Below are 22,339 nucleotides of genomic sequence, written 5' to 3'. Positions count from 1 at the left end.
AACCAGAGGTGGCTTTATTATCCCCACATTTAAATTCTAAAATAAACCAAAAAGGACCTGGTCATGAACCAAGTCCTTTCGCAACATTTCCCTAATTGAATTGTATCACAATTATCGTTATAAATCAAATATATCTGATAATATATTTTAAAAATATAACTTTTTCTATAATATGTGGCTATGATTTAATGCTTTTCTAAGGCTTGCACGTCTCTTTACATTAATTTCGTGCCTATCATTAAGGTAAACAAATAACAATGATAAACAAACTGCCAACCATCCAAGCTTAATTCTTGATAAAGGAATCACTGATGATTTCTCATTATCAGCACCATTGTAAGTTTCTATCTTATCATAAAGTATAGTGTATGTTGAGAATCTGTCACTTCCAATAGTGATTGTATCTTCATTGTTATCTGTATCCTCTAACAAAGTAGTCTCAGTGCCGTGTACTCTGAGAATATAATAGTTTTCTGACAATCCCTTATCATCATCTGGTATGCTAACCGTAATCTCAATAGGCTTTCTTGTGGTTGTTATATAATCCCATTCATCATGGTCAAATTTAACCATTAATGAAATATCGATAGACTCTGCCTTCTTAAGATTTGGCATAGATTCCCTAAGTTCTTTGACACCCTTATCAATAAGATCCTTTTCATCATCAGTAATGCTGTCTGATGTAAGCGGAGTGGTTCTAACTTTGATTTTCACCTTACTTCCTGACTCAACCATGGCCAGGAGTTCATCTGAAAGGATTGCCTCGATTGCTGCCTTTGCATCAGCAAGACCTGCATTGAATGCTCCACTACTTCCATCGCTGTTGTTTGCCATTGCAATTTCTACAGCACCGTCACCATATTTGAGTGTTACAGGCTTATTGCTTTCTACTGTTACAGGCTCTGACGATGTCTCTAAATCTACATACTGCATGTTCTCAGTGTCAAATAATTCTTCGTCTGATGGCTCTTCAACGGTATCATTGCCACCTCTGTTAATAATCTTGTCGATGACTTTCTGGATTGGGTTCTGTGGCTTCTCTTTTTCATCTGCATCATCTTCTGAAGACTTAGGTGCAGGCGTCGGTGTTGGAGTTACAGTTGGAGAGGTTGTAGATTTACCTCCACCTGATGAGCCACCTCCAGAACTGTTATCCTTTTGTTCCTGATTATATCCCTGAGTTCTTTCTCTTACAACAGCTGGGAATTCTTTAACAGCATACAGATTAAGATCTTCAAAGGACTGAATAACTATGAGATAAAGTTTATTTCCTATATCTGATTCCTTTACCTCATATACTCCGTCTTCTACCTTATATCTATAGTAGCCATCCTTATTGAAATCATATTCATATCCTCTAGCTACCAGCTGCTCCAATTCTGCTGCATCTACCCATTTGTAATACAGCATATAATTATCTGTATTTTCATCAAAGTTGTAAGTAACTTCTGGTATAATAGCCAACTTGTCACCAGGACATGGTGCTGATGTCAGCTCCTTATCTGTGTTAGTATCATAAACCTTTACTCTTTCAGGAATCACCCTTATATATCCAGGCATGAAGTATACTTTTAGGTCAGCGTTCTCATCTGGCATAGTGTATTCATAATAATATGCACCTTCGCTTCCAACATAAGTAACCATATTTTGAAGCAAAGACACCTTATCCATTTCAAGGGAGCCATTAGGAGCATTTAAAGTAGTGCAGAGTAAATCAAACCCATCTTTAGGTGTAAGTTTTAACTTTATTTTATCTCCAGCCTGATATTTACCATCTGCATGTTCACCACTAACTATTTCTACAGTTCCATATGGTGCTTCAAGTCCTTCGATGTCAAAGCTGCCTGCAGAAACAACAAAATCTATACCTTCGATAACTTCACCTGATACGTATTGAATATCATAACAAGATGTATAATCATCTTTCGAATAATCTGTGATTATTGCAGCGGAAGGTATAATAGAACCACCACTAACCGTTGTTGTTATCTGTGACAGGTAATGTTTATCTACTAAACCCTGACAAATAACACGAGAGACATCATTGTCTACTATATTAAGACCGCTGTTAGCCACTTCCTGACTAAAATATCTATCCTTGGCCGTTATGGTAATCTTTTTTTGCCTTACTTTAACAGTTCCCAGTCTCTCAGGAGGCATATCTTCGTAATCACTGTTTCTTGACCAAATCATCCACCATACATAATAAGTACCGGCATTTCTGACAAATGGTGTATACTGCACGAAATCACCAAGTTCAGGTGTATAACCATTATCTTCTGTCACGAAATAACACATGATTCCAAGATCAGACTCACCTCGTATTAAAAGATCATGATAATCACCATCATATGTCCATCCGGACACAATTTGTGGTGCTACTGTAGCTACTGCCATAGGAGCATCTGAAACAGGATATGTGGCAGCTGAATGAGAAAAGGTAACCTGATAATCAATCTGGCCGTACTCGTTAACAGGTCTGCCCTGAACGACTATAGCAATAAGATGTTTTCCTATATCTTCTGATCTGACAGTATATTGTGTTCCCGTAGTGTACCAACCATTTATTTGTGGGGTAAACACTTCGCAGGTATAGCTTACATCTGGATCTGAATAATCTCTATTATCATGCAAGCTTGCATTTTCAGAATAAGTCCAATAGTAATAAAGTGGAGAAGCATCTGTGTTTATATTCATAGTTAATACTTCACCCACTAATGGATTTCTATTTAAATTATTGCCATCTATATCTTTAATTGTAACTGTACAACCACCTATATTAATTATAGGTACTTCTTTTATCTCAAATGTCAGAACAATTGGGTCTCCAGTTTCTGATTCATATTCACCATATATATCAATATGAGCTGTATAAATGCCTACATCGATAAATGGATGCTCAATGTTTTCATAGTCCCACTGTAAATCGTATTGATTTCCTACAACAAATTCTGGCACGTCTTCTCTAAGGCAAACCAATGTTGGAATATGTTCATTTCCATCATAAGTCACTGATGCGGGATCTAGTTGTAAATCTGATGCCCTAATAATATTTGAATCATCTGGCTCTGGATTTGCACCTAACAAAACAGGAGGCTCTGGATCTGCTGTGTCTGGATCTGCTGGGTCTGGGTCTGCTGGCTCTGTATCTGCTGGATCTGGGTCTGCTGGGTCTGGACCTGCCGGGTCCTCAGGGACCTCTGGTTCTTCAGGTTCCTCTGGTTCCAATAGTTCTGGCTCTTCTATGTCTGTTATTGGCTCTTCAGCTGGAATAGCCTCTATGATTTCATCGTCTGTATTATCTAAATTATCTAAGTCGTCAGCAAAAGCATAAAAACCTAACCCTGTCAAAGTCAACAGGATTACCATTCCCAATGCTGTTATTTGCTTAATTCTACTCTTCATAACTGTGTCCTCCTTATTTCCATATTTCGTTGGAGTCACCTTTATCTATAATAATCATCGGCTGCCAGATTATCTCTTCATAGTTTTTTCACCGATTTTTAACAGATTCTGAGTAGTAAAATACAAAGAAGGACCTGGTATTAGAACCAAGTCCTTCCAAATAACAATTCCCTATTCAAATTGTACCACAATAATCATTATATTTCAATTATATCTGACAATTATCCCAGATAGTATAACGCTTTACCTCTTTAATTCAAACTTCTCAACAAGACCCTTCAATGAATTTGCATGCTCGTTCATCTCATGGCTGAGAGCCAGTGATTCTTCTGAGGTTGCAGCGTTGTTCTGACCAACGGAAGAAATCTCTCCGATATTAGCTGACATCTCTTTTACAGATACTGCCTGTGAATTTGATGCCTCAGCAATAGTCTTAACCTTTTCTGCGATGCCCTGAACCTGAGCCACCATGCCATTGAGCTTTTCAGCTGTATCGTTGGCGATAGTAATACCTTCCTCTACACTCTTAAGAGATGCACCGATAAGTCCTGCTGTATTCTGGGCAGCCTCTACAGTCTGACCAGCAAGCTGAGATACCTCAGTAGCTACGACTGCGAATCCCTTACCAGCTTCACCTGCACGGGCTGCCTCAATTGAAGCGTTAAGAGAAAGCAGGTTTGTCTGGTCAGCAATGGCATTGATTGTATCAATAATCTTTGAAATCTCCTGAGATGACTCAGAAATTGCATCCATAGCCTTAACCACATCCTGCATTCGCTGATTACCTTCTACGATATTCTCAGCAACAACTTCAACCTCTTTAGAAATAGAAGTTGCATCAGTAGAGTTACTTGAAATCTGTTCTGTAATATCCTTAACTGTTACAGAAAGGTCATCAACAATATTAGCCTGTGATGTAACTGTATCTGCAAGGTTTTCACCTGCACCCGCGATCTGATTTGCACCGTCTGAAACCATTTCTGATACTTCCATAATTTCTGTCATGGAATCCGAAATCTTTCTAGAGAATTCATCAATAGAATCCTGAATGGCTCTGAAATCACCACGAAAATCTTTTTCAAATGATATATTAAAGTTTCCGGCTGCCATTGTGGACATCTTACTTTCAATTTCATCTATACAGTACGCAAGGGAATCAATAGCACTTTTCAACTGCTTGATAACTCGACCAATTTCATTATCCACATCAAAATCAATGTCCACGTGAACATTTCCATTTGCCAGCTCGCTTGCTGCATGGTCGAGGATTTCCAAATCGTCATTAATCTGCTTAGTCAAATCCCTTGTTGTTTTCTTGCTTCGTGTAACTATGATGACAAGTGCTACAAACAGTATCACGATTGCAACAATAATAACTATACTGATAATACGATATTTACCAGCAGCTGCTGCTTCTGCAAGCTCGCCTGTCTCATCAAGAGAATCTGCCAGAGTCTCAGCTGCTTCATTCAGTGTGGAATTAAAGTATTCAACTGCCTCCTGATTCTGTCCTGCTTCCACCATTGTAAGCATTTCAAAGGAAGCTGTCTCAAATGCCTTCCAGTTAGTGGTCAGTCTTGAACCAAGCTCTTCATTATTAAGATTCTTTGAGATTACTGCAAAATATCCCTCAATCTTTGGGAATCTCTTTTCAAGATCTTCTTTCTGAGCTGCAGTTACATCTGGATTATTAGATGCTACTGCGAACAACAGACGCTTATTAATTGTCTGTACGTCTTTACGAATTTCCATCTGATACTTTTCAGTTACAAACTGGACATTGTAAAAACTGTAGAAATTCACAAAGATAACCGCCAGAAAAATACCCATTACGATGGCGCTGGTTAAGAACATTTGGATAGAGAAACCAGAAAAGTATCTCAACGCACCTGCAATAGTTCTCTTGTCATTTGCATTTTTAGACCTCATAAAATTAACCTCCAATATAATATGCCAGCCTTATGATTTCCAAGAGTATTATTCCACACACCACCACACGCTTATTATATTGCAAGCAGACAATCAAATTGTTGATTTTCACATAAAGTTTGCAGTTTCTTTATAGTTTTTTAACTAATACAACGATATTTTCCCTATCCGCTTAGGTTACATACTTTTGACATATTTTGATGTTAGACTTTTTTAATAATGCAGTAGTATGTGTTTTTTTACTATAGAGGTTTCTTGATGGCTATATTTGATTATTTCTATTACAACTGGCCAAAGCTTATTTTTGCTGCCTGGTTTTCAATCTTCAACTTAATACTTGTGGTCACATACGTAAAAGATAAGCGCTTTCTTATCGAAAGATTTCTTATTGGCTTTTTTGTATCAAGTGCCTTCATGTCTATAATCGCGGAAATAATCGGTGTTTCCGTTTACAACATAATAATCGACAATGGTCTTATTACTGATAGTTACAATTTCTTCTTTATAGCTAACAGTATTCTTTTTGACTGCCTTTTTGTTTTTATCGGCGGAAATCTTTTTAGTTATTTCACTGGTTTAAGAAATTATGTAGGTGCCAGCATTTACATGGAATATGTGTGTCTGGAAAGATTATGTCTTGTAGTGGCTACAAATTATGCCAACTATATTGGTTGCTATGTCGTATTCCAGTTTTTAATGTTCGTAATGATGAAGAAGAACCTGAAGTATTTGTTTGACACTTCTTCATTGAAATGGAAAAGAATATTCATGTATTTGATTGGTCTTTTCTATACATTAGACCTGTTATACTCTGCATATCTTATTTTCCCAGAGCTTGGAACTAACGTCATAAACATCCAAAATGTATTTTGGCTTGATACAATGGCAATTATCTCATGCGCATTTGTAGCAGGCTATGTTAGTATTTCCATTTCTGAATCTAAAGAGCATGATGGAAAGATAGAATATTTTGAACGTCTTCAGCGTTCTCAGGAAGATATAATAATCACTCTTGCAGAAATGTCAGAGGCAAAATCTGGCGAAACAGGCCAGCATGTTAGACGAGTTGCTGAATATAGCAAACTTCTAGGAACAAAGCTTGGGCTTGAATATGAAGAAACAGAGAATTTAAAAATCGCTGCCATGATGCATGATTTAGGCAAGCTTATGATTAGCCATGACATAATTGAAAAGCCTGCAAAGCTTACACCAGAAGAGTACGATATCGTGAAGCAGCATACTCAGTATGGCTGGGACATCCTTTCAAAATCAGATGGTGAGCTTATAAAAATGGCCCGTATAATTGCAGTACAACATCACGAGTACTGGAACGGACAAGGCTATCCTCTCGGATTAAGTGGAAATGGTATCTCTATCTATGCCCAGATTGTATCTGTGGCTGATGTTTTTGATGCCCTCACAAGCGAGCGTTCTTATAAGAAAGCCTGGTCTACAGAAGAAGCATATGATGAAATAGTAAAACAGCGAGGAGAGCAATTCTCTCCTCGCGTGGTTGATGCATTTGTTGAATGCTTTGATATGATTTGTCTAATTAGAAATACTTATTTAGATTAATTATATGTATTTAACAATCTTATAAATATTCTGACCGCCCTTGTATTCATACTGGAAGCTATCCATAGCTATCAATACCATGATAGCGCCAAGATAATTAATATTTCTGCCTTCATTAATAAGTTCTTCCTGAGTCTCATCAGCGAACTCATTGAAAGGTTCTCCTGTATCTACCAATACAAGGGTTACACTTCTGGACATCTTATCGAATCCGTATTTTACAGTTATGTTTTTATCACTGCTTCTGCGAAGCTGGTGTACCATATTCAGGTAGATTTCTTCAACAGCCAAATCGATTATCATCTTATCTCTTAATTCGCATTTACGATAATCCAATTTAGAGTCAATGTATTTCAATACACGAGGAAGATTACTTCTACGCCCCTCTATGCTGAAGTTCTTAAGCTTCGCTTCTGTAGATTCGCTCTCATCATTATAGAATATCTGCTCTTTACTTCTAATGCGGGTAGCCACTTTATCTTTTCCAGTAACAATAGTCTTATGCATACGTCTTCTAACTTTAATAATTCCGTTAATAACATATCTTAGAGACGCTGCAAATATTACCATAGCCAACAGGACTAAATACTTATAGGCAACTCGTTCTCTTCCTGTAAATCGTACGTTAATATTCAACTCATTTCCTTCAACTTCATAGGTATTGTAATTACCCATTTTGCCAGTAGGAACTATAGATGTCTCACTTCCATCTGAACCTATAACAAACAACTCAGGAGCATAGGAAATATCACCCAGCTCTATTGTTGATTTAAATCTAATGGTATGTTTCTTCTGACCATCATCAGGAATAACAAGTTTTATGGACTCATAATCTGAAACACCATTAATTCTTGCATTCATGTTTTCATATAAGTCCACATCATACAGATATTCTCGCTCAACTTTAAGAACATCGTCCTGCTTAAATAGACCGTCAACCAGAATATCACTTTGGAACATCTTCTTGCTGTCACCTGAAGTATCCTCTCCAATGGTGGTTCGGTACTTAACATATCTGCCAGTTATGATTTCATCATTTTTGATATCCAATAATCCTTCCGTATCCCAGACTACATAATAACCAGCCCTTGCTGGGAGGCTTGGATATTCTTCAAGAGTAACACCTTCACCATATTTTTTATGCTGGCTCTTTAAAAGAATTTCTCCATCAGGATACTCAGGATCACTTAAAATATATGAAACATTAAATTCCGTCAAATCGGCTGGCAGGTTTTCATCTGTTATTGAAATCGGCTCAGCTTTTAATGAATAGCTCACTCTGTCTAATCCCGCAAGATCATCACTGACAAAGTAATTATCCCTTACGACGCCTTTATCTCCCACATAGCCAGCTATAGAACCGTAGCAACTCTTGGCATTTTTAACCTTAACCACTGAATAGCTGTCGCTAATGTGCATGCCTTCTCCAGCTATTCCACCCACATATTTACTTCCATCAACAATACCTCTTGTTTTAGAAGATAAGATATAGGAAATAGACTGGCCGCAAATACCACCAACATATTCGCCGGAAATGGATTTGATGTCACCATAATTAGCGCACCCCTTTATAGTTCCCATTTCCTGTATACCGCAGATTCCACCTTCGTAATTTTTCTCTCCAATTACACTGTTGTAATTTGTATTGTTACGAAGGACGCACTTGGTAACGTACTTGGACAGCAGATTGCCCTCTGCCAATCCAGTGGAATCACTTTCTCTATCCAAATCGTACTCAATAGCCATAGTTCCAACTATTCCTCCTACATCCAAATCGGCCTGAATGCGGGCAAAATTAGAACAGTTTTCTATAGTGGCATCAGTGGTAGAATCAACCTCTTTAATGGAAACATCTTCGTATATCTCATGATCTCCAATATTAGTCACACCATTGATAGCCTCAGAGAACAATTTCATGACAGTGTTAAACTGCTTATTAACAGCCTGCAAATCATCTGCAAGATTTCCTGTGGCATTATTTGCTTCCTGATTAAGAATGCCAAAATTATCATTGAGACTGTTAATATTATTTATCAAAGACGCAGAGTGGGCCTGATACAAATCAGAGAATGGAATAATTTTCTTGAGCTTACCGTCAGCAGCCTTATCAGCTGTAGCACTTATTGTGTTTCCAACGGCTTCTATCTCTGACATTGCCTTTTGAATAACATTAATAACAGTAAGTGCCTGGTCTCTTGTATCTCCTGTCATCCTTGGCAGGTAATCAACATAAAGGGACAGAATTCCTGCTGCACCTCGTAATGTTGACCATGTTGAATCGCTATCCAAAAGTGTCTTGGCATCTTCGTATTTTGTCATATCTTCATCAGTCAGATATTTTAGAATATCGAATTCTTCAATTGCTGCTTTGATTCTGTTTACAGCATCTATCACATCTGTTGTCGCATTTGCGGAATGGTCAATAACACCTCCACTACCTGCCACACCTTCCATGATATAGTCAGCTCTTGATAAAACATCATTTGCAGCACCGGCAACACTGTTTGAATAAGTAACTGTACCCGTCATAACGTAATACAGGTCATCTATGGTAGATGATGTAAGGCCCTGAATAACACTCATTCTATAGCTAATTAGATTTGACTGCTTCTTGGCATCTGAAATCACTTTGCTGATACTGTTGCTTAATTTATTTATTTCTGTATCCAGTCTTCCAGCTGTGGAACCATCCATATCTACAGTTAAAAATGGCTCGGCCTGACCTACGATTCCACCTACATCTTTTCTTCCTAAAATTTTGGAATTATTAATACAACCTACAATATATCCTGACTGTCTTCCTGCTATACCACCAACGTTGTAACCTAAATGTTCATATCCAACGTTTTCTGAATTAATACAATCCTGAATAACACCAAGAGACAGACCGGCTATTCCACCTACATCTGTGATAGCTGCGTCAAGGTTTCTAACATCGCTAGGATTCCTGTTGAAATGCTTTACAAAGTTCATCATGTTACTGATGGCACTCATCATGTTGACCTGCTCATCAGTTTTTGATGTATTGACCAAAGCATCATTTTTACAATTAGCCACGTAACCCCTGTTCTCACCAACAATACCACCAACAAAATGCTGGCCTTTTACATATCCCCTTGATGAGCAGCCAAGTATCTGACCATTAAGCTGGTTTACACCTGCAATGCCTCCAATATAATCACTGGATGAAATGACACCATCAAAAATACAATCATTAATAACGCCGTAGTTATTTCCTACTATTCCAGCCACGACTGCCTGCTCACCTACAGGCAATACTCTACCTGCAACTCTTAGGCTTGTGATGACTCCGGTGTCCTGAAGGTTTGAGAACAGTGCACAATTTGAAATACTTTCATTAGAGATATATATTTGGATTGTATGTCCGCCACCATCGAAATATCCGCCAAAAGAAGGCACCGAAATAAAATCATAGCCAAGGTCAATGTCCTTCTGAAGAATAACCTTCTTGTTTACCGACCATGTATCAAGGCTACAATTTTTTACAAAGGCAGTGAAATCATCTTTTGAAGATATATAAATCTCCTCTATTTCACCATCAACTATCTCCAGTCTTTTATCACGAATATCTGCATCAACATCATAGCTGTGTTGAACTGACTTTTCGTGGGTACCAGTTTTAAGGTCTGTTACATTGGAAGCACATACACTCATGCCCATCATATTAAATGCCAAAAATGAGATTAAAATCAGACTCATTAACTTGGTTTTGCTGGTCTTCTTGTGTGGAGTCAGGCTTTCTTTGAGCTCATCAATATTACCCTTTGCAAAGAATGATGTAACTTCAATCACCTTGTCACCCACAAGCAAAATCTGAGGAAGCACGAACATGGTAACAAGGATAGATATAATTGTTCCCTGTCCAAGATATTTTCCTATGCCATAAATAGAACGCTCAGATGTCATTCTTCCAATCAATACTCCTGAGGCTGCAAGCATAGTTCCAGAGGTAATGATTGTTGGGAATGAAACATTCATTGTCTCTATAATAGATGCCCGCTTACCTGTGTTGGTTCTCAGCCTTATGTATCTGCTGGCGATTACAATGGCATAGTCAATATTTGCACCCATCTGAATAGCACTAACCATTAAGAATGACAGGAAGAAAATATTATCGTGAGTGATAGTTGCACTTGAGAAATTAATCCAGATACATCCCTGAATTACACCAATCAAAAGCAGTGGCATTCCTACTGACTTAAATGTAAACAGCAGAATTATAAGAACGGAAATGATAGAGATTGCACTTGTCACAATGTTATCTCTGGCAAAGCACTTCTTCAAATCATAATCCACCACCGATTGACCTGCCACGAAGAATTCATCTACTGGGAAAAATTCCTGAGTCACTTCATGAAGATCATCTATATACTTAAAAGTTTCCTCGGATTCCTCTGGAAGATTCAGATTGATTATAATTCGATCATATTCTTCACCTTGAAGCTGATTCTTGGCGAAGCTTATCATGGTATTGGATTCTCTTATCTGCTGAGTAAGTTCCTCGCCAACAGTAACATAACCTTCGTCAACTTCTCTATAAACAAATGAGAACATATCAATAAATGGAACCTTGTAATTTTCGATTCCATTAACAGCCTTGGTATAATCTTCATCATCCACGGCGTAAGCAGTGTAAATCAACTCAGCCATTTCATAATCAACATTTACCAGCTCAGAGAACTGTCTAGGTGTGAGCTTCTCTGTCAGAGTATGGCCATTCATAATCTCAATGTTTGCCAGACCCATAACATTGTTTACTCTGTCGTCTAAAACAAGCTCATCTATCAAAGCTTTTTGAATATCATAGTCGCCCTTTGGGAAAATCAATATTAAAGAATTCTCTTCCTCAAAGTTTTCTCTTATCATCTCTTTTGCGATATAGACAGAATTTTCTTTAGGGGTTGATACCTTGGAATATCCGTAAACATATGGTACCTTTGATGAAAGATTAATGGCGATTACAATAACCAATAAAAATATAGGTGGGATAATATATCGTGTTTTATACGCAAATCTTCCAACGAAGCTTATATTTGGAATAAAACTTTTATGCTCAGTCCTTTCGATTGCTTCGGCGAAAACCATAACAAGACTAGGCAGTAACGTAAATACACAAATGATACTTATGACTATTGCCTTAATCAAAACACGACCTACATCGCCAACTATTGTGAACTCCATGAAAAGCATGGAAATGATACCGCCGATAGTTGTAAGAGAACATCCTAATATCTCAGGAATTGCCTTTGACAGAGCTACTATACAGGCGCCCCTGACATCTCTATATTCTCGTTCTTCATTATACCTGGTTACATAAATTACGGTGTAATCTACAGAAAGAGCCAGTTGAAGTACGATTGTAATTGAATTTGATACGAAGGAAATGGTACCGAACATGTAATTTGTACCCTGTTGAATGATTGCCGCACAGGCAAACATCACCAACATAATTGGCACATCTATATATGATTTGGTGGTAATGATAAGAACCACGATTACCAGGAAAAATACCATTACAGCAATAACCTTGATTTCTTCTGTAGCCAGCTCAATATTGATGGTACTCATATTAGTAGAGATATAGCTGTCGTATTTAGAAAAATATTTTTGAAGTTTTTTAAGAAGAACGGCACTCTCATCATCTTTAGTACCGTAATCAAATACGATACCCAAAAATGCAGAGCCATTCTTGTAGTGTTTATCTGAATCATCAAACTCCACCTGGAAAACACCTTTTATATTTTCCACATCCTGTTTAACCAGAAGAGCCTGATCATAAGATATGTTTGCAATCATCACATCCATTGTTGCATAGGTAGAGAACTCTCGCTCCATGATGTCCAAACCGCGACGAGTCTCAGAGTTTTCCGGTAAATATACCTCTAAATCATCCTCTACCTTTACCCAATTAGATGAGAAGAATGAAAAAATACATAAGATTGTAAAGATAAGCAAGAAAAGAACATGTTTATCAACTATAAACATGCACAACTTCAATATCAAGTTGTTTCCAGCCTTATCGGCTTCATTTCCCACTTTACCCATATAGCATGCCCTGAGCCCTCAGCCAGTGGCTATGAGGGCACAATAGACTATAGTACTACTTAAATTATAGGACATTACTATATGGTTCTTTAGGGTTTTAACCGAATTTTTAGGCTTATTTCATTGAATCTACATACTTTAAAATAGGATTAAAGTTTTCCACCTGATGTAGCAATTCCTTCGATAAACTGCTTCTGGAAAATTACGTAGATTACTATCATTGGAAGACATGCAATAAGTGCTGCTGCCATCAGCTCTGGATAATTAGAAGAGAACTGCCCCTGCATCTTTGAAAGTGCGCTGGCAAGTGTAGTCTGATTGGTATCTGGACATACAATCATTGGCCACATCAAATCCTTGTAGGCAAACACTGCGGTGAAAATGCCCAGCGCTACCATGGAAGACTTAGTAAGCGGAGCCATGATAAATAGGAATGTCTGTCCAATATTACAGCCATCTAATCTCGCAGCCTCCTCAAGCTCTCTTGGTAGGCCCATGTATGCCTGTCTCAAAAGGAAGGTTCCAAATGCTGATACCAGACCTGGGAATAACAAGCCCATCATGGAATTTGTCCAACCTAGCTTACTTACCATGACATACTGTGGAATGATGAAAATCTGTGATGGTATCATCATCTGAAAAAGCACCAGCCCAAACATCAGATTCTTTCCCCTGAAATTTAGTCTGGCAAAGGCATAGCCTGCAATTGTAGATGTAAGCACCGCGCAAAGAACGCGAAGTACAATCATCATAACCGTATTAAAATACAATCTTCCAAAATTTACATTATGAAGAACTTCGTTAAAGTTGCTAAGTCTAAAATGAGATGGGAAAATAACAAATGGATCCATCTGTGTAGACTCACCAACTGTCTTGAATGCTGTAAGAACCATCCATGCAAAAGGAACCAGCATAACGAAGGACATAATCACTAGTACTATATATATTATGGTTTTATTTTTGTTCATAGCTTTCCTATCCCTTCTATGTAAGAAGATTCCCTCCTTATTACGTATAGTGTACCCACTTCTTCTGTCCTATCATCTGAAGGACTGTGAAAATCATAATTACAACCAAAAGTACAACTACAACTGTAGCTCCATAGCCCTTATTGCTCTGCTGGAATGAATACTTATAGAATAAGCAAACCAGTGACTGGGTCTTGAAAAGAGCTGGGTTGTTGTTATCAATAACCATGTAGATAACATCAAATACCTGCATAGCAGCAATGATTCGTGTAACCATTACAAAGAAAATAGTTGGTGAAACCAAAGGTATTGTGATGCTAAAAAACTGCTGCACACCGGTAGCTCCATCAATTGCAGCTGCCTCATAATAATCCTTTGGCACCTCCTGAAGACCTGCCAAAAACAAAACCATATTGTATCCAATAATCGACCATATACCGATTACAGCAATCGAATAAATTGCGATTTTCGGATTTGAAATCCAGTTTGTTTTACCTGGAAAAATATGATTCAACAAACCAAATTCTGAATTATAAAGCCATTTCCAAACCATAGCTATAGCAGCTGGTGCTGCAACCATTGGAAGGAAGAATATAGTTCTAAAGGTACTTTTACCTTTTATTTTCCCATTTAAAAATACTGCTAAAACCAACGCAATAATAATTGAAAGTGGCACCTCCACAACTGCGTATTTTAAGGTGTTAAAAAGTGCCTGCCAAACCTCTTTATCTGCAAAAACCTTTTGATAATTAGCAAAGCCTACAAAAATATTTCCTCTTCCAAAATCACCTGTCTTAAAAAAGCTCTGATAAATCGTTTGAAAGATTGGAATGATATTGAGAACAATCAAACCAACCATTGTTGGCAAAATAAACAGCCAGCCCCAAATGAACTCGCTTCGTTCTCTATGAGTTGTTTTTCCCTTTTTATTCATAACACTAATCTCCTAACTAAAAACGGTTAAAGGGCACAGCCCAAAAGCACTGCGCCCTCATCCCCAATATTTTTTATACCTATGAAAAAGAAGAAAAAGAATTACTCCTCACTAAGAGTCTGATTCATGCTATCGCAGATTTCCTGGCAAACTGTCTTAACATCCTTATCGCCAGTCCAAGCTTCCTTGAGCTTCTCTGTCTGCATATCTTCCCATGTTGTTGTGTACTTAGAATATGGTCTAAATACAAGGTCAGCATCAAGCATCTTCATATGACCATTAAGATCAAACTTATCTGTGCAGTTTACCCAAAGATCAGAGCAGCCCTCGTAAGCTGACATTGTTACACCAAGCTCAGCCTGCTTTTCCTGCATCTCCTTAGAACCGAACCACTCGATAAGTGACCATGCAGCATCTGGATTCTTTGTGTTAGCTGAAGCAGCCCATCCAAGACCATTGTAGATAGAAACTCTCTTACCTGTCTTTGCATCCTTTGGAAGAACAGCTACATCACAGTTCTCTGCTGTATACTCGTTGTCCTTGAAGGCAGCTACCATCCAAGAGCCCTGTGTAACCATTGCAACCTTACCTGACTCAAAGAGTACATCTGCACCTGACTCAGAAATTGTATTAAGATCTGGGCAAGAACCATCCTGAACCATATCTACGAAAAGCTGAATAGCCTTCTGTGTCTCTGGCTTATCATAACCAGAAGACTTCTTGTCTTCACTGATGATTTCTCCGCCCATAGAATATACTGCGTTGTAGAATGAATCCTGATTGTTTGATGGAGCAATTGCATATCCCCAGTGATCATCATTTGTGAGCTTAGCTGCTGCATCTGCAAAATCATCCCATGTCCATGTGTCATCTGGATAAGCTACGCCCATCTCATCAAAGATAGTCTTGTTATACCAGAGAGCGATTGTATCGATATCCTTTGGAACTGCATACTGCTTTCCATTTGACTTATAAAGATCAACAATACCCTCATAGTAATTGCCCATGTCAATCTTGTCGCTCGCTGCGATCTTATCTGTTAAATCCATGAGCATGTCATTTTCCATGTACTTCTGTGCCTGATTTGAGTGCATCCAGAATACGTCTGGAAGCTCTCCACCTGAAGCACCAGCCTCAAGAAGTGTCCAATAATCATCCCAGCCAACTACCTGAATAGTAGCCTTTACCCCAGACTGAGCTGACCACTCGTCAATGATTTTCTGAAGACCAGGTCTCTGATTTTCGTCCCATATAGAAACTGTAAGTTCGCCTTCAACACTGCCCTTCATTGCCTCTGGAGCCTCTGTAGCTTCCCCACCTGCAGAATCTCCTGCGCCGGATGTATCACCACCAGCACCACCACACGCAACCATAGACACTGCCATGAATGCGCTAAGAACCATTGCAGCTAATCTTTTAGCCATCATAATACATACCTCCCATATTTTCCTTTTTTCTTCATTGTTCGTTCCTTCGAACATATACCCATCTTAGCTAATCTGTCCCCTTATTAGCATGGAATAATCACACTATTAAATGTCTAAATGTGACATATTTCGACAATACTATTTCCAAAATAAAGAAAGCAGATTTTGCAATATGCAAAACCTGCTTTCTAAGCTTACTCTGCTTCAAGTATAAACATACGAGATGTGAAATCCTTGTCGGCATGATACCATGGTTCGTCAGCACCCATTGTGCCAAGTCCACGTTCCATAAGGAAATCTCCGTATAATTTTTCCTTGTTATTAATATTGTAAATAAGGTTTTCGTCGAGACCCTGAAGTTTAATTGTCTCCATTCCGATGTTTGGAGTCTTGTGGGTCTTGTACATAACTACGACCGCCTTCTTCTTATCATCTGAAACAACCATCCAGCTTGCAATATTCTTCTCAAATGGAGACTGCAATCTGTAAAGTGTTCCGTACTGGAAAAGTCCTCTGTATTCCTTCATAAATACAATTTGGCGCTTAACTGCTTCGAATTCTTCCTCATCCACATCGTTAAGATCCAGCTCGTAGCCAAAGGTTCCGAAGCATGCAATATTTGCTCTGTCATCTACGTGCATGATACGTCCAGTCTGGTTGTTAGGTGATTTAGAAACGTGAGCACCCATAGATGCAATTGGATAACCGTAGCTTGTACCGTACTGAATCTTCACACGCTCATGTCCATCTGTATCATCTGATGTCCATGCCTGTGGAGCGTAATATAATAGTCCTGCATCAAATCTTCCACCGCCGCTTGCGCATGACTCAAACAAGATATGTGGGAAATCCTTAATGAGTCTCTCGTAAAGTGAGTATACTCCAAGGATATATTTGTGATAAACCATGCCTTGCTTTTCAGGCTCTATTCCTTGGCTAAAGCACTCTGTAATTGAGCGGTTCATATCCCACTTGATATAGCTAATATTTGCCTTTGAAATAACGTCGTAAAGCTGATGATAAATGTTATCTACAACCTCTGGCTTTGAATAATCAAGTACCATCTGGTGACGACCAAGAGTTCTTCTGCGTTCTGGTGCAGCAAGTACCCAATCAGGATGTGCACGATATAAATCAGAATCTGGATTTACCATTTCTGGCTCAATCCAAAGACCAAAATCAAGACCAAGCTCGTTTACTTTTTTAGCAAGTCCTGTAATTCCATCTGGAAGCTTATTCGTATTTACGAACCAATCTCCAAGTCCTGCATAATCATCATCACGCTTGCCAAACCATCCATCATCAAGTACAAAAAGCTCTACGCCTGCTTCCTGTCCCTTCTTAGCAATATTAAGAATCTTCTCCTCATCAAATTCCATCTCTGTGGCTTCCCAGTTGTTGAGAAGAATTGGTCTTGGCTTGTTCTTGTATGGTGAACGAACTAGGTTGTTGTTCATAAATTTATGAATGTTCTGGCTTAAATCATTAAGACCCTCCTTGGTATATGAAATGATAACCTCAGGTGTATCAAACACTTCCCCTGAATTAAGAGGCCATACAAACCAGTTTGGATTTATACCCATTGTGAAGCGAAGTTTACCAAAGTTATCCACCTCTGCTGCCGCTCTAAAGTTACCGCTGTAGACAAGATTTACACCGATTGCTTCGCCCTGAAATTCATCTGTATTTTTACGCTTCAAAATTACAAATGGGTTGAAGTTGGCACTTGAATGTCCACGCATGCTTTCGATGGAAATAATGCCCTTTTCTACTGAGCGAACATGTGGATAACGCTCTCTTCCCCACGCTCCCTCAAACTGCATCCAGTCATACTCATAATCAGGCAAATCTAAGCAAACACTATATGCCTTTGTAAGCTTTACTTCCTCAGAGCCAAGATTTCTAAAACTTGAATGACGAGTAATGATATTGTAGTTTTCATAGATTGTGTAATAGAGAGTTACCTCTACATTTATCAATTCATCCTTGCAAACAATCTCAAGGGTTGTCGCTTCTGAATCCGTATTTACGTAGCTGGCTGGAAGACCAGGAATTGGTTTCTTGCCCTGATATATTTCATATCTATCATAAACAAGATTGGTTACTCTAGAGCCATTTGCCTGTCTGATTTCATATGCTGGTCCTCTGAAATCACCATTACCAAAAGCTGGATATTCAAGGCTTGCAAGCTCCTTTGTGTAATTCTCATCATCTGTTACTGGACAGCAAAGTGGTCTTCCTGCCAATGTCTGATATCCATATATAATCTGATTTTCATTTATTCTTTTTCCAAAATAAAGCTGACCGATTTCACCATCACGGCATTCACCGATTACATAGCTAACCTTTGAATTGTATAAATGAAACTGCTTCTCTTTTTCAAAAATTTTGATAGCCATATGTGCCTCCCATTGAAACTAATTTTTCCTTACGATAAAATGAATTATAGTATTCATAGGCGTTTTTGGGGATGTTTTTGTTGACCAGATTAATGTCATAATGTGACATATATGATATGCACCGCGGCTAGCGGCATTTAGGAGAATAATAAAATGGAAGTTACCGGCGTAGACAAAGTCAAATTCATTGACTGTACAAAATCCAACGATTTTTATCTTTTCGAAGTGGGACGTTACAAGTGTGTTCCAAACTACAGCTATGGCCCAATTGTGCGCACCCGCACCATTTTTCATTATGTAATTTCTGGCAAGGGATATCTCATTTTAGATGATAAAAGATATGATATAGAAAGTGGCCAGGGGTTCCTTATTCCAGCCAAATGCAAAGCCTACTATGAGGCCGACGCAGAAGATCCATGGGAGTATACCTGGATTCATGTGGACGGTCCACGAACCATGGAACTGTTTAACAGTGCTGGAATTTCAGAAGAGAATCCTATATATATTCCAAAATCTGACTCTGGTATTATCCTGGATATTCTCGGAGATATCTATGACCACAGCGACAGGGAATGCTATTGCTATGCCAAGGTTTACGAGTTCTTTGACACCATCATTTCTCTTTCTAAAAACAGAATCTTTAATGATGTGGATCCTCGCCTGGCATATGTAAAAAGCGCAATCAATTTTATTCGACTTAAATATTCGGAGCCTATCAGTGTGGAGGAAATTGCTGCGGCCTGCGGCCTTAATCGCAGTTATTTATCAAGACTTTTCAAGCATGCCACCGGATACACTCCGCAGGAATACCTCAGCTCTTATCGCATGAAAAAAGCTACTGAGCTCCTTCTGGAAAGTACAGAAAGTGTCAGTAGCATAGCATTACGTGTAGGATACTCGGATGCATTTACGTTCTCGAAGGCTTTTAAGCGCTTCAAGAGCGTAGCACCCAGTGAATACCGAAAATCACATGGTGTAGAAGTATAGCTACAAGCTATTTATAAATTCTTTACTAACTCATCCATCTGAGCTTCTGATACGTCGTTTAATGTAGATTTGATTGATACGACTGGCTCGATGAATTCTAATCCCTTAGATGACTCGAGGATGGTCTTCATGCAACGTGCCGCCTGAGGTGCCCATGTTCCGTTCTCTACGAAGCCAACCTTACGATTCTGGTAAGCCTTTGCTGTAAGGTGATGTAAGAAGTCCTGCATAGGCGGGAATAATCCACCGTCATAAGTACATCCACAGCATACCATCTTATCGTAATAGAATGCTCTGGCAACTGCCTCTGACATGCTGTCACGAGTCACATCGATAAACATAGTCTTCTTACCTGCTGCCTCAAGCTTCTCCTGAAGTTTGAGAGCGGCTTTCTTTGTATTTCCATGGATAGATGCGCTTACGATAAGCACGCCCTCTTCCTCTGGCTTATAGCTGCTCCACTTGTCATAAAGATCAATATAGTGACCAAGATTCTCTGTAAGAACAGGGCCGTGAAGTGGGCAAATCTTTGCAATATCAAGACCTGCTGCCTTTTTCAACAATGCCTGTACCTGAACACCATACTTACCAACAATGTTAAGATAATATCTACGAGCCTCATCATCCCATGGCTCATCACAGTCAAGGGCGCCAAACTTTCCAAAGCCGTCAGCAGAGAAAAGAATCTTCTCGCTAGACTCGTACTCAACCATAACCTCTGGCCAGTGAACCATAGGTGCAAAAACGAATGTAAGCTCATGGCTACCAAGTGAAAGTGTGTCACCTTCAGCTACTACATGCTTTCTATTCTCAAAGAGAGCTGCATCCATAAACTGTCCCATCATAGTAAATGTCTTTGCATTTCCTACTACTGTTGTCTCAGGATACTTCTCAAGGAATACCTTAATAGAACCAGCGTGATCTGGCTCCATATGTGATACTACAAGATAATCTGGCTTGCGACCTGCAAGCTCTCTCTCAAGATTTCCAAGCCACTCATCTGTGACTCTTGGATCTGCTGTATCCATAACAGCTACTTTTTCGTCTAATATCAAATATGAATTATAAGATACTCCGTTTGGAACTGGATATTGACCCTCGAACAAATCAATTGTCTTGTCATTACATCCTATGTACTTAATAGAATCTGAAATATGCATGATTAACCCTCCTTCTGAACTTATCTATATAATAGCAAATTCGTGTATAAAAAAGAACCTTGGAAAACCAAGGTTCTTAAAAGATTCAATTATTTATTTTCCAGAGAGTCTCTCAACAATTGTATCAAGTGTCTCGCGAGGCACTGTACCGTCACGATATAACTGATTTATAGTGCTGTCACTTCCAAGAAGTGCTGTGGCATCAAGCCATGTACCTTTTTGGAATTCTTCATCAAATACAGCAAATATTTTTCTGTTTTGTAAAAGCTGTGAAAGCGGAAATTCTCTGTAATCCATAATAATCCTAACTAAATAACTGTCTCAATATTAAACACGTGAAAGATACTCACCTGTTCTTGTGTCGATCTTGATTGTCTCGCCGTTCTCAACGAAAAGTGGAACGTAAACAAGTGCGCCTGTCTCAACAGTAGCTGGCTTTGTAGCACCTGTAGCTGTGTCGCCCTTGAAACCTGGCTCTGTATCTGTAATCTGAAGCTCTACGAACATAGGTGGCTCAACTGAGAAGATTGAACCATTGTGTGAAAGCATCTTAACGATCTCGTTTTCCTTAACGAACTTAAGAGCATCACCGATCTGATCTGCTGTAAGAGCAACCTGATCATATGTCTCAACATCCATGAAGTTGTAAAGCTCACCATCATTATAAAGGTACTGCATATCCTTACGATCGATACGTGCAGCTGGGAACTTCTCTGTAGGACGGAAAGATGTCTCTGTAACACCGCCACCCTTGATATCCTTAAGCTTTGTACGAACGAAAGCTGCGCCCTTACCTGGCTTTACGTGCTGGAACTCGATAACCTGGTAAACCTTGTTATCCATCTCGATAGTCATACCGTTTCTAAAATCACCGGCTGTAATCATTATAAAATCCTCCTTAACAGGTGCGAAACAACATCCTTTCGCACATTTAATACTAATTCAATTGGCCCTAGGCCACACTCGTATACAGTATTTTACCTCAGAAGCGCAAGAATTTCAAGACATTTATATATTTCACACCTATGTTACTATGTGTAAAAGGAGCGAAAAAACTATGGAAATTGAACGCAAATTCTTAATAAAAGAATTACCAGATTTATCTAAATATAATTATGTTGATATCGAGCAGGGCTACCTCTGCACTCATCCTGTTGTCCGCATAAGAAAAAAGAATGACAAATATATTCTTACCTATAAGGGTAGTGGACTTATGGCTCGTGAAGAAATCGAGGCTGAGCTTACAAAGGAAGCCTATGAGCACCTTAGAGAAAAGATTGATGGCCACGCTATTACTAAACGTCGCTATCTCATTCCATTTGATCCATATACTATAGAGCTGGATGTTTTTGAAGGACATAAAAAGGGCCTCATCATGGCGGAAGTAGAATTTCCATCCATTGAAGAAGCCCAGAATTTCGTTGCCCCTGATTGGTTTGGGGAAGATGTGACAGATAATAGAGAATATCATAATTCTAATATGATCTGA

The 22,339-nt window shown here is 38.8% G+C and carries 13 protein-coding genes; 3 read left to right on the top strand and 10 right to left on the bottom strand.

What is annotated here, in order from left to right:
- Positions 1-165: 165 nt before the first annotated feature.
- Positions 166-3,405: a hypothetical protein gene (locus tag G592_RS0113260; RefSeq protein ID WP_028248242.1), complete on the bottom strand. Its 3,240-nt coding sequence runs from the start codon at positions 3,403-3,405 to the stop codon at positions 166-168.
- A gap of 243 nt (positions 3,406-3,648) precedes the next feature.
- Positions 3,649-5,334, bottom strand: coding sequence for a methyl-accepting chemotaxis protein (locus tag G592_RS0113255; protein ID WP_028248241.1), 1,686 nt, complete (start codon positions 5,332-5,334; stop codon positions 3,649-3,651).
- A 258-nt stretch (positions 5,335-5,592) separates the two neighbouring features.
- Between G592_RS0113255 and G592_RS17200 the strand changes: the two genes are divergently transcribed.
- On the top strand, positions 5,593-6,909 hold the full coding sequence (locus tag G592_RS17200; protein WP_051194931.1) for an HD-GYP domain-containing protein: 1,317 nt from the start codon (positions 5,593-5,595) through the stop codon (positions 6,907-6,909).
- Here G592_RS17200 and G592_RS17195 read toward each other — a convergent pair whose 3' ends face one another.
- The 5 genes from G592_RS17195 to G592_RS0113225 all read right to left on the bottom strand — a co-directional run bounded on the left by G592_RS17195 (position 6,910) and on the right by G592_RS0113225 (position 18,703).
- Positions 6,910-12,975, bottom strand: coding sequence for an efflux RND transporter permease subunit (locus tag G592_RS17195; RefSeq protein ID WP_051194930.1), 6,066 nt, complete (start codon positions 12,973-12,975; stop codon positions 6,910-6,912).
- A 149-nt stretch (positions 12,976-13,124) separates the two neighbouring features.
- Complete coding sequence (locus G592_RS0113240; protein ID WP_028248240.1) at positions 13,125-13,943, bottom strand: carbohydrate ABC transporter permease; 819 nt, start codon at positions 13,941-13,943, stop codon at positions 13,125-13,127.
- 40 nt (positions 13,944-13,983) lie between these two features.
- A complete protein-coding gene (locus G592_RS0113235) occupies positions 13,984-14,877 on the bottom strand; it encodes a carbohydrate ABC transporter permease (RefSeq protein WP_028248239.1) in 894 nt (297 codons plus the stop codon).
- A gap of 101 nt (positions 14,878-14,978) precedes the next feature.
- A complete protein-coding gene (locus G592_RS0113230; RefSeq protein WP_028248238.1) occupies positions 14,979-16,304 on the bottom strand; it encodes an ABC transporter substrate-binding protein in 1,326 nt (441 codons plus the stop codon).
- 194 nt (positions 16,305-16,498) lie between these two features.
- Entirely contained in the window at positions 16,499-18,703 is a 2,205-nt protein-coding gene (locus tag G592_RS0113225) for an alpha-galactosidase (RefSeq protein WP_028248237.1), read from the bottom strand.
- 153 nt (positions 18,704-18,856) lie between these two features.
- Between G592_RS0113225 and G592_RS0113220 the strand changes: the two genes are divergently transcribed.
- Positions 18,857-19,690, top strand: a complete 834-nt coding sequence (locus G592_RS0113220) for an AraC family transcriptional regulator (protein WP_051194929.1) — start codon at positions 18,857-18,859, stop codon at positions 19,688-19,690.
- A gap of 11 nt (positions 19,691-19,701) precedes the next feature.
- Here G592_RS0113220 and G592_RS0113215 read toward each other — a convergent pair whose 3' ends face one another.
- The 3 genes from G592_RS0113215 to efp form a co-directional block, all read right to left on the bottom strand.
- Positions 19,702-20,850: an FprA family A-type flavoprotein gene (locus G592_RS0113215; protein ID WP_028248235.1), complete on the bottom strand. Its 1,149-nt coding sequence runs from the start codon at positions 20,848-20,850 to the stop codon at positions 19,702-19,704.
- Positions 20,851-20,943: 93 nt separating this feature from the next.
- Complete coding sequence (locus G592_RS0113210; protein ID WP_028248234.1) at positions 20,944-21,147, bottom strand: hypothetical protein; 204 nt, start codon at positions 21,145-21,147, stop codon at positions 20,944-20,946.
- Positions 21,148-21,177: 30 nt separating this feature from the next.
- Positions 21,178-21,735: an elongation factor P gene (efp, locus tag G592_RS0113205; protein WP_028248233.1), complete on the bottom strand. Its 558-nt coding sequence runs from the start codon at positions 21,733-21,735 to the stop codon at positions 21,178-21,180.
- Positions 21,736-21,907: 172 nt separating this feature from the next.
- On the opposite strand from efp, the gene G592_RS0113200 reads away from it, so the two are divergent.
- A complete protein-coding gene (locus G592_RS0113200) occupies positions 21,908-22,339 on the top strand; it encodes a CYTH domain-containing protein (protein WP_028248232.1) in 432 nt (143 codons plus the stop codon).

It is taken from the genome of Pseudobutyrivibrio ruminis CF1b, assembly GCF_000424005.1.
Classification (GTDB): domain Bacteria; phylum Bacillota; class Clostridia; order Lachnospirales; family Lachnospiraceae; genus Pseudobutyrivibrio; species Pseudobutyrivibrio ruminis_C.
This window is presented reverse-complemented; position numbering and strand designations above follow the sequence as displayed.

Excerpts from the sequence above, each read along its gene's own strand:
- G592_RS0113260 (WP_028248242.1), bottom strand. The coding sequence starts at position 3,405 with ATGAAGAGTAGAATTAAGCAAATAACAGCATTGGGAATGGTAATCCTG.
- G592_RS0113255 (WP_028248241.1), bottom strand. The coding sequence starts at position 5,334 with ATGAGGTCTAAAAATGCAAATGACAAGAGAACTATTGCAGGTGCGTTG.
- G592_RS17200 (WP_051194931.1), top strand. The coding sequence starts at position 5,593 with ATGGCTATATTTGATTATTTCTATTACAACTGGCCAAAGCTTATTTTT.
- G592_RS17195 (WP_051194930.1), bottom strand. The coding sequence starts at position 12,975 with ATGGGTAAAGTGGGAAATGAAGCCGATAAGGCTGGAAACAACTTGATA.
- G592_RS0113240 (WP_028248240.1), bottom strand. The coding sequence starts at position 13,943 with ATGAACAAAAATAAAACCATAATATATATAGTACTAGTGATTATGTCC.
- G592_RS0113235 (WP_028248239.1), bottom strand. The coding sequence starts at position 14,877 with ATGAATAAAAAGGGAAAAACAACTCATAGAGAACGAAGCGAGTTCATT.
- G592_RS0113230 (WP_028248238.1), bottom strand. The coding sequence starts at position 16,304 with ATGATGGCTAAAAGATTAGCTGCAATGGTTCTTAGCGCATTCATGGCA.
- G592_RS0113225 (WP_028248237.1), bottom strand. The coding sequence starts at position 18,703 with ATGGCTATCAAAATTTTTGAAAAAGAGAAGCAGTTTCATTTATACAAT.
- G592_RS0113220 (WP_051194929.1), top strand. The coding sequence starts at position 18,857 with ATGGAAGTTACCGGCGTAGACAAAGTCAAATTCATTGACTGTACAAAA.
- G592_RS0113215 (WP_028248235.1), bottom strand. The coding sequence starts at position 20,850 with ATGCATATTTCAGATTCTATTAAGTACATAGGATGTAATGACAAGACA.
- G592_RS0113210 (WP_028248234.1), bottom strand. The coding sequence starts at position 21,147 with ATGGATTACAGAGAATTTCCGCTTTCACAGCTTTTACAAAACAGAAAA.
- efp (WP_028248233.1), bottom strand. The coding sequence starts at position 21,735 with ATGATTACAGCCGGTGATTTTAGAAACGGTATGACTATCGAGATGGAT.
- G592_RS0113200 (WP_028248232.1), top strand. The coding sequence starts at position 21,908 with ATGGAAATTGAACGCAAATTCTTAATAAAAGAATTACCAGATTTATCT.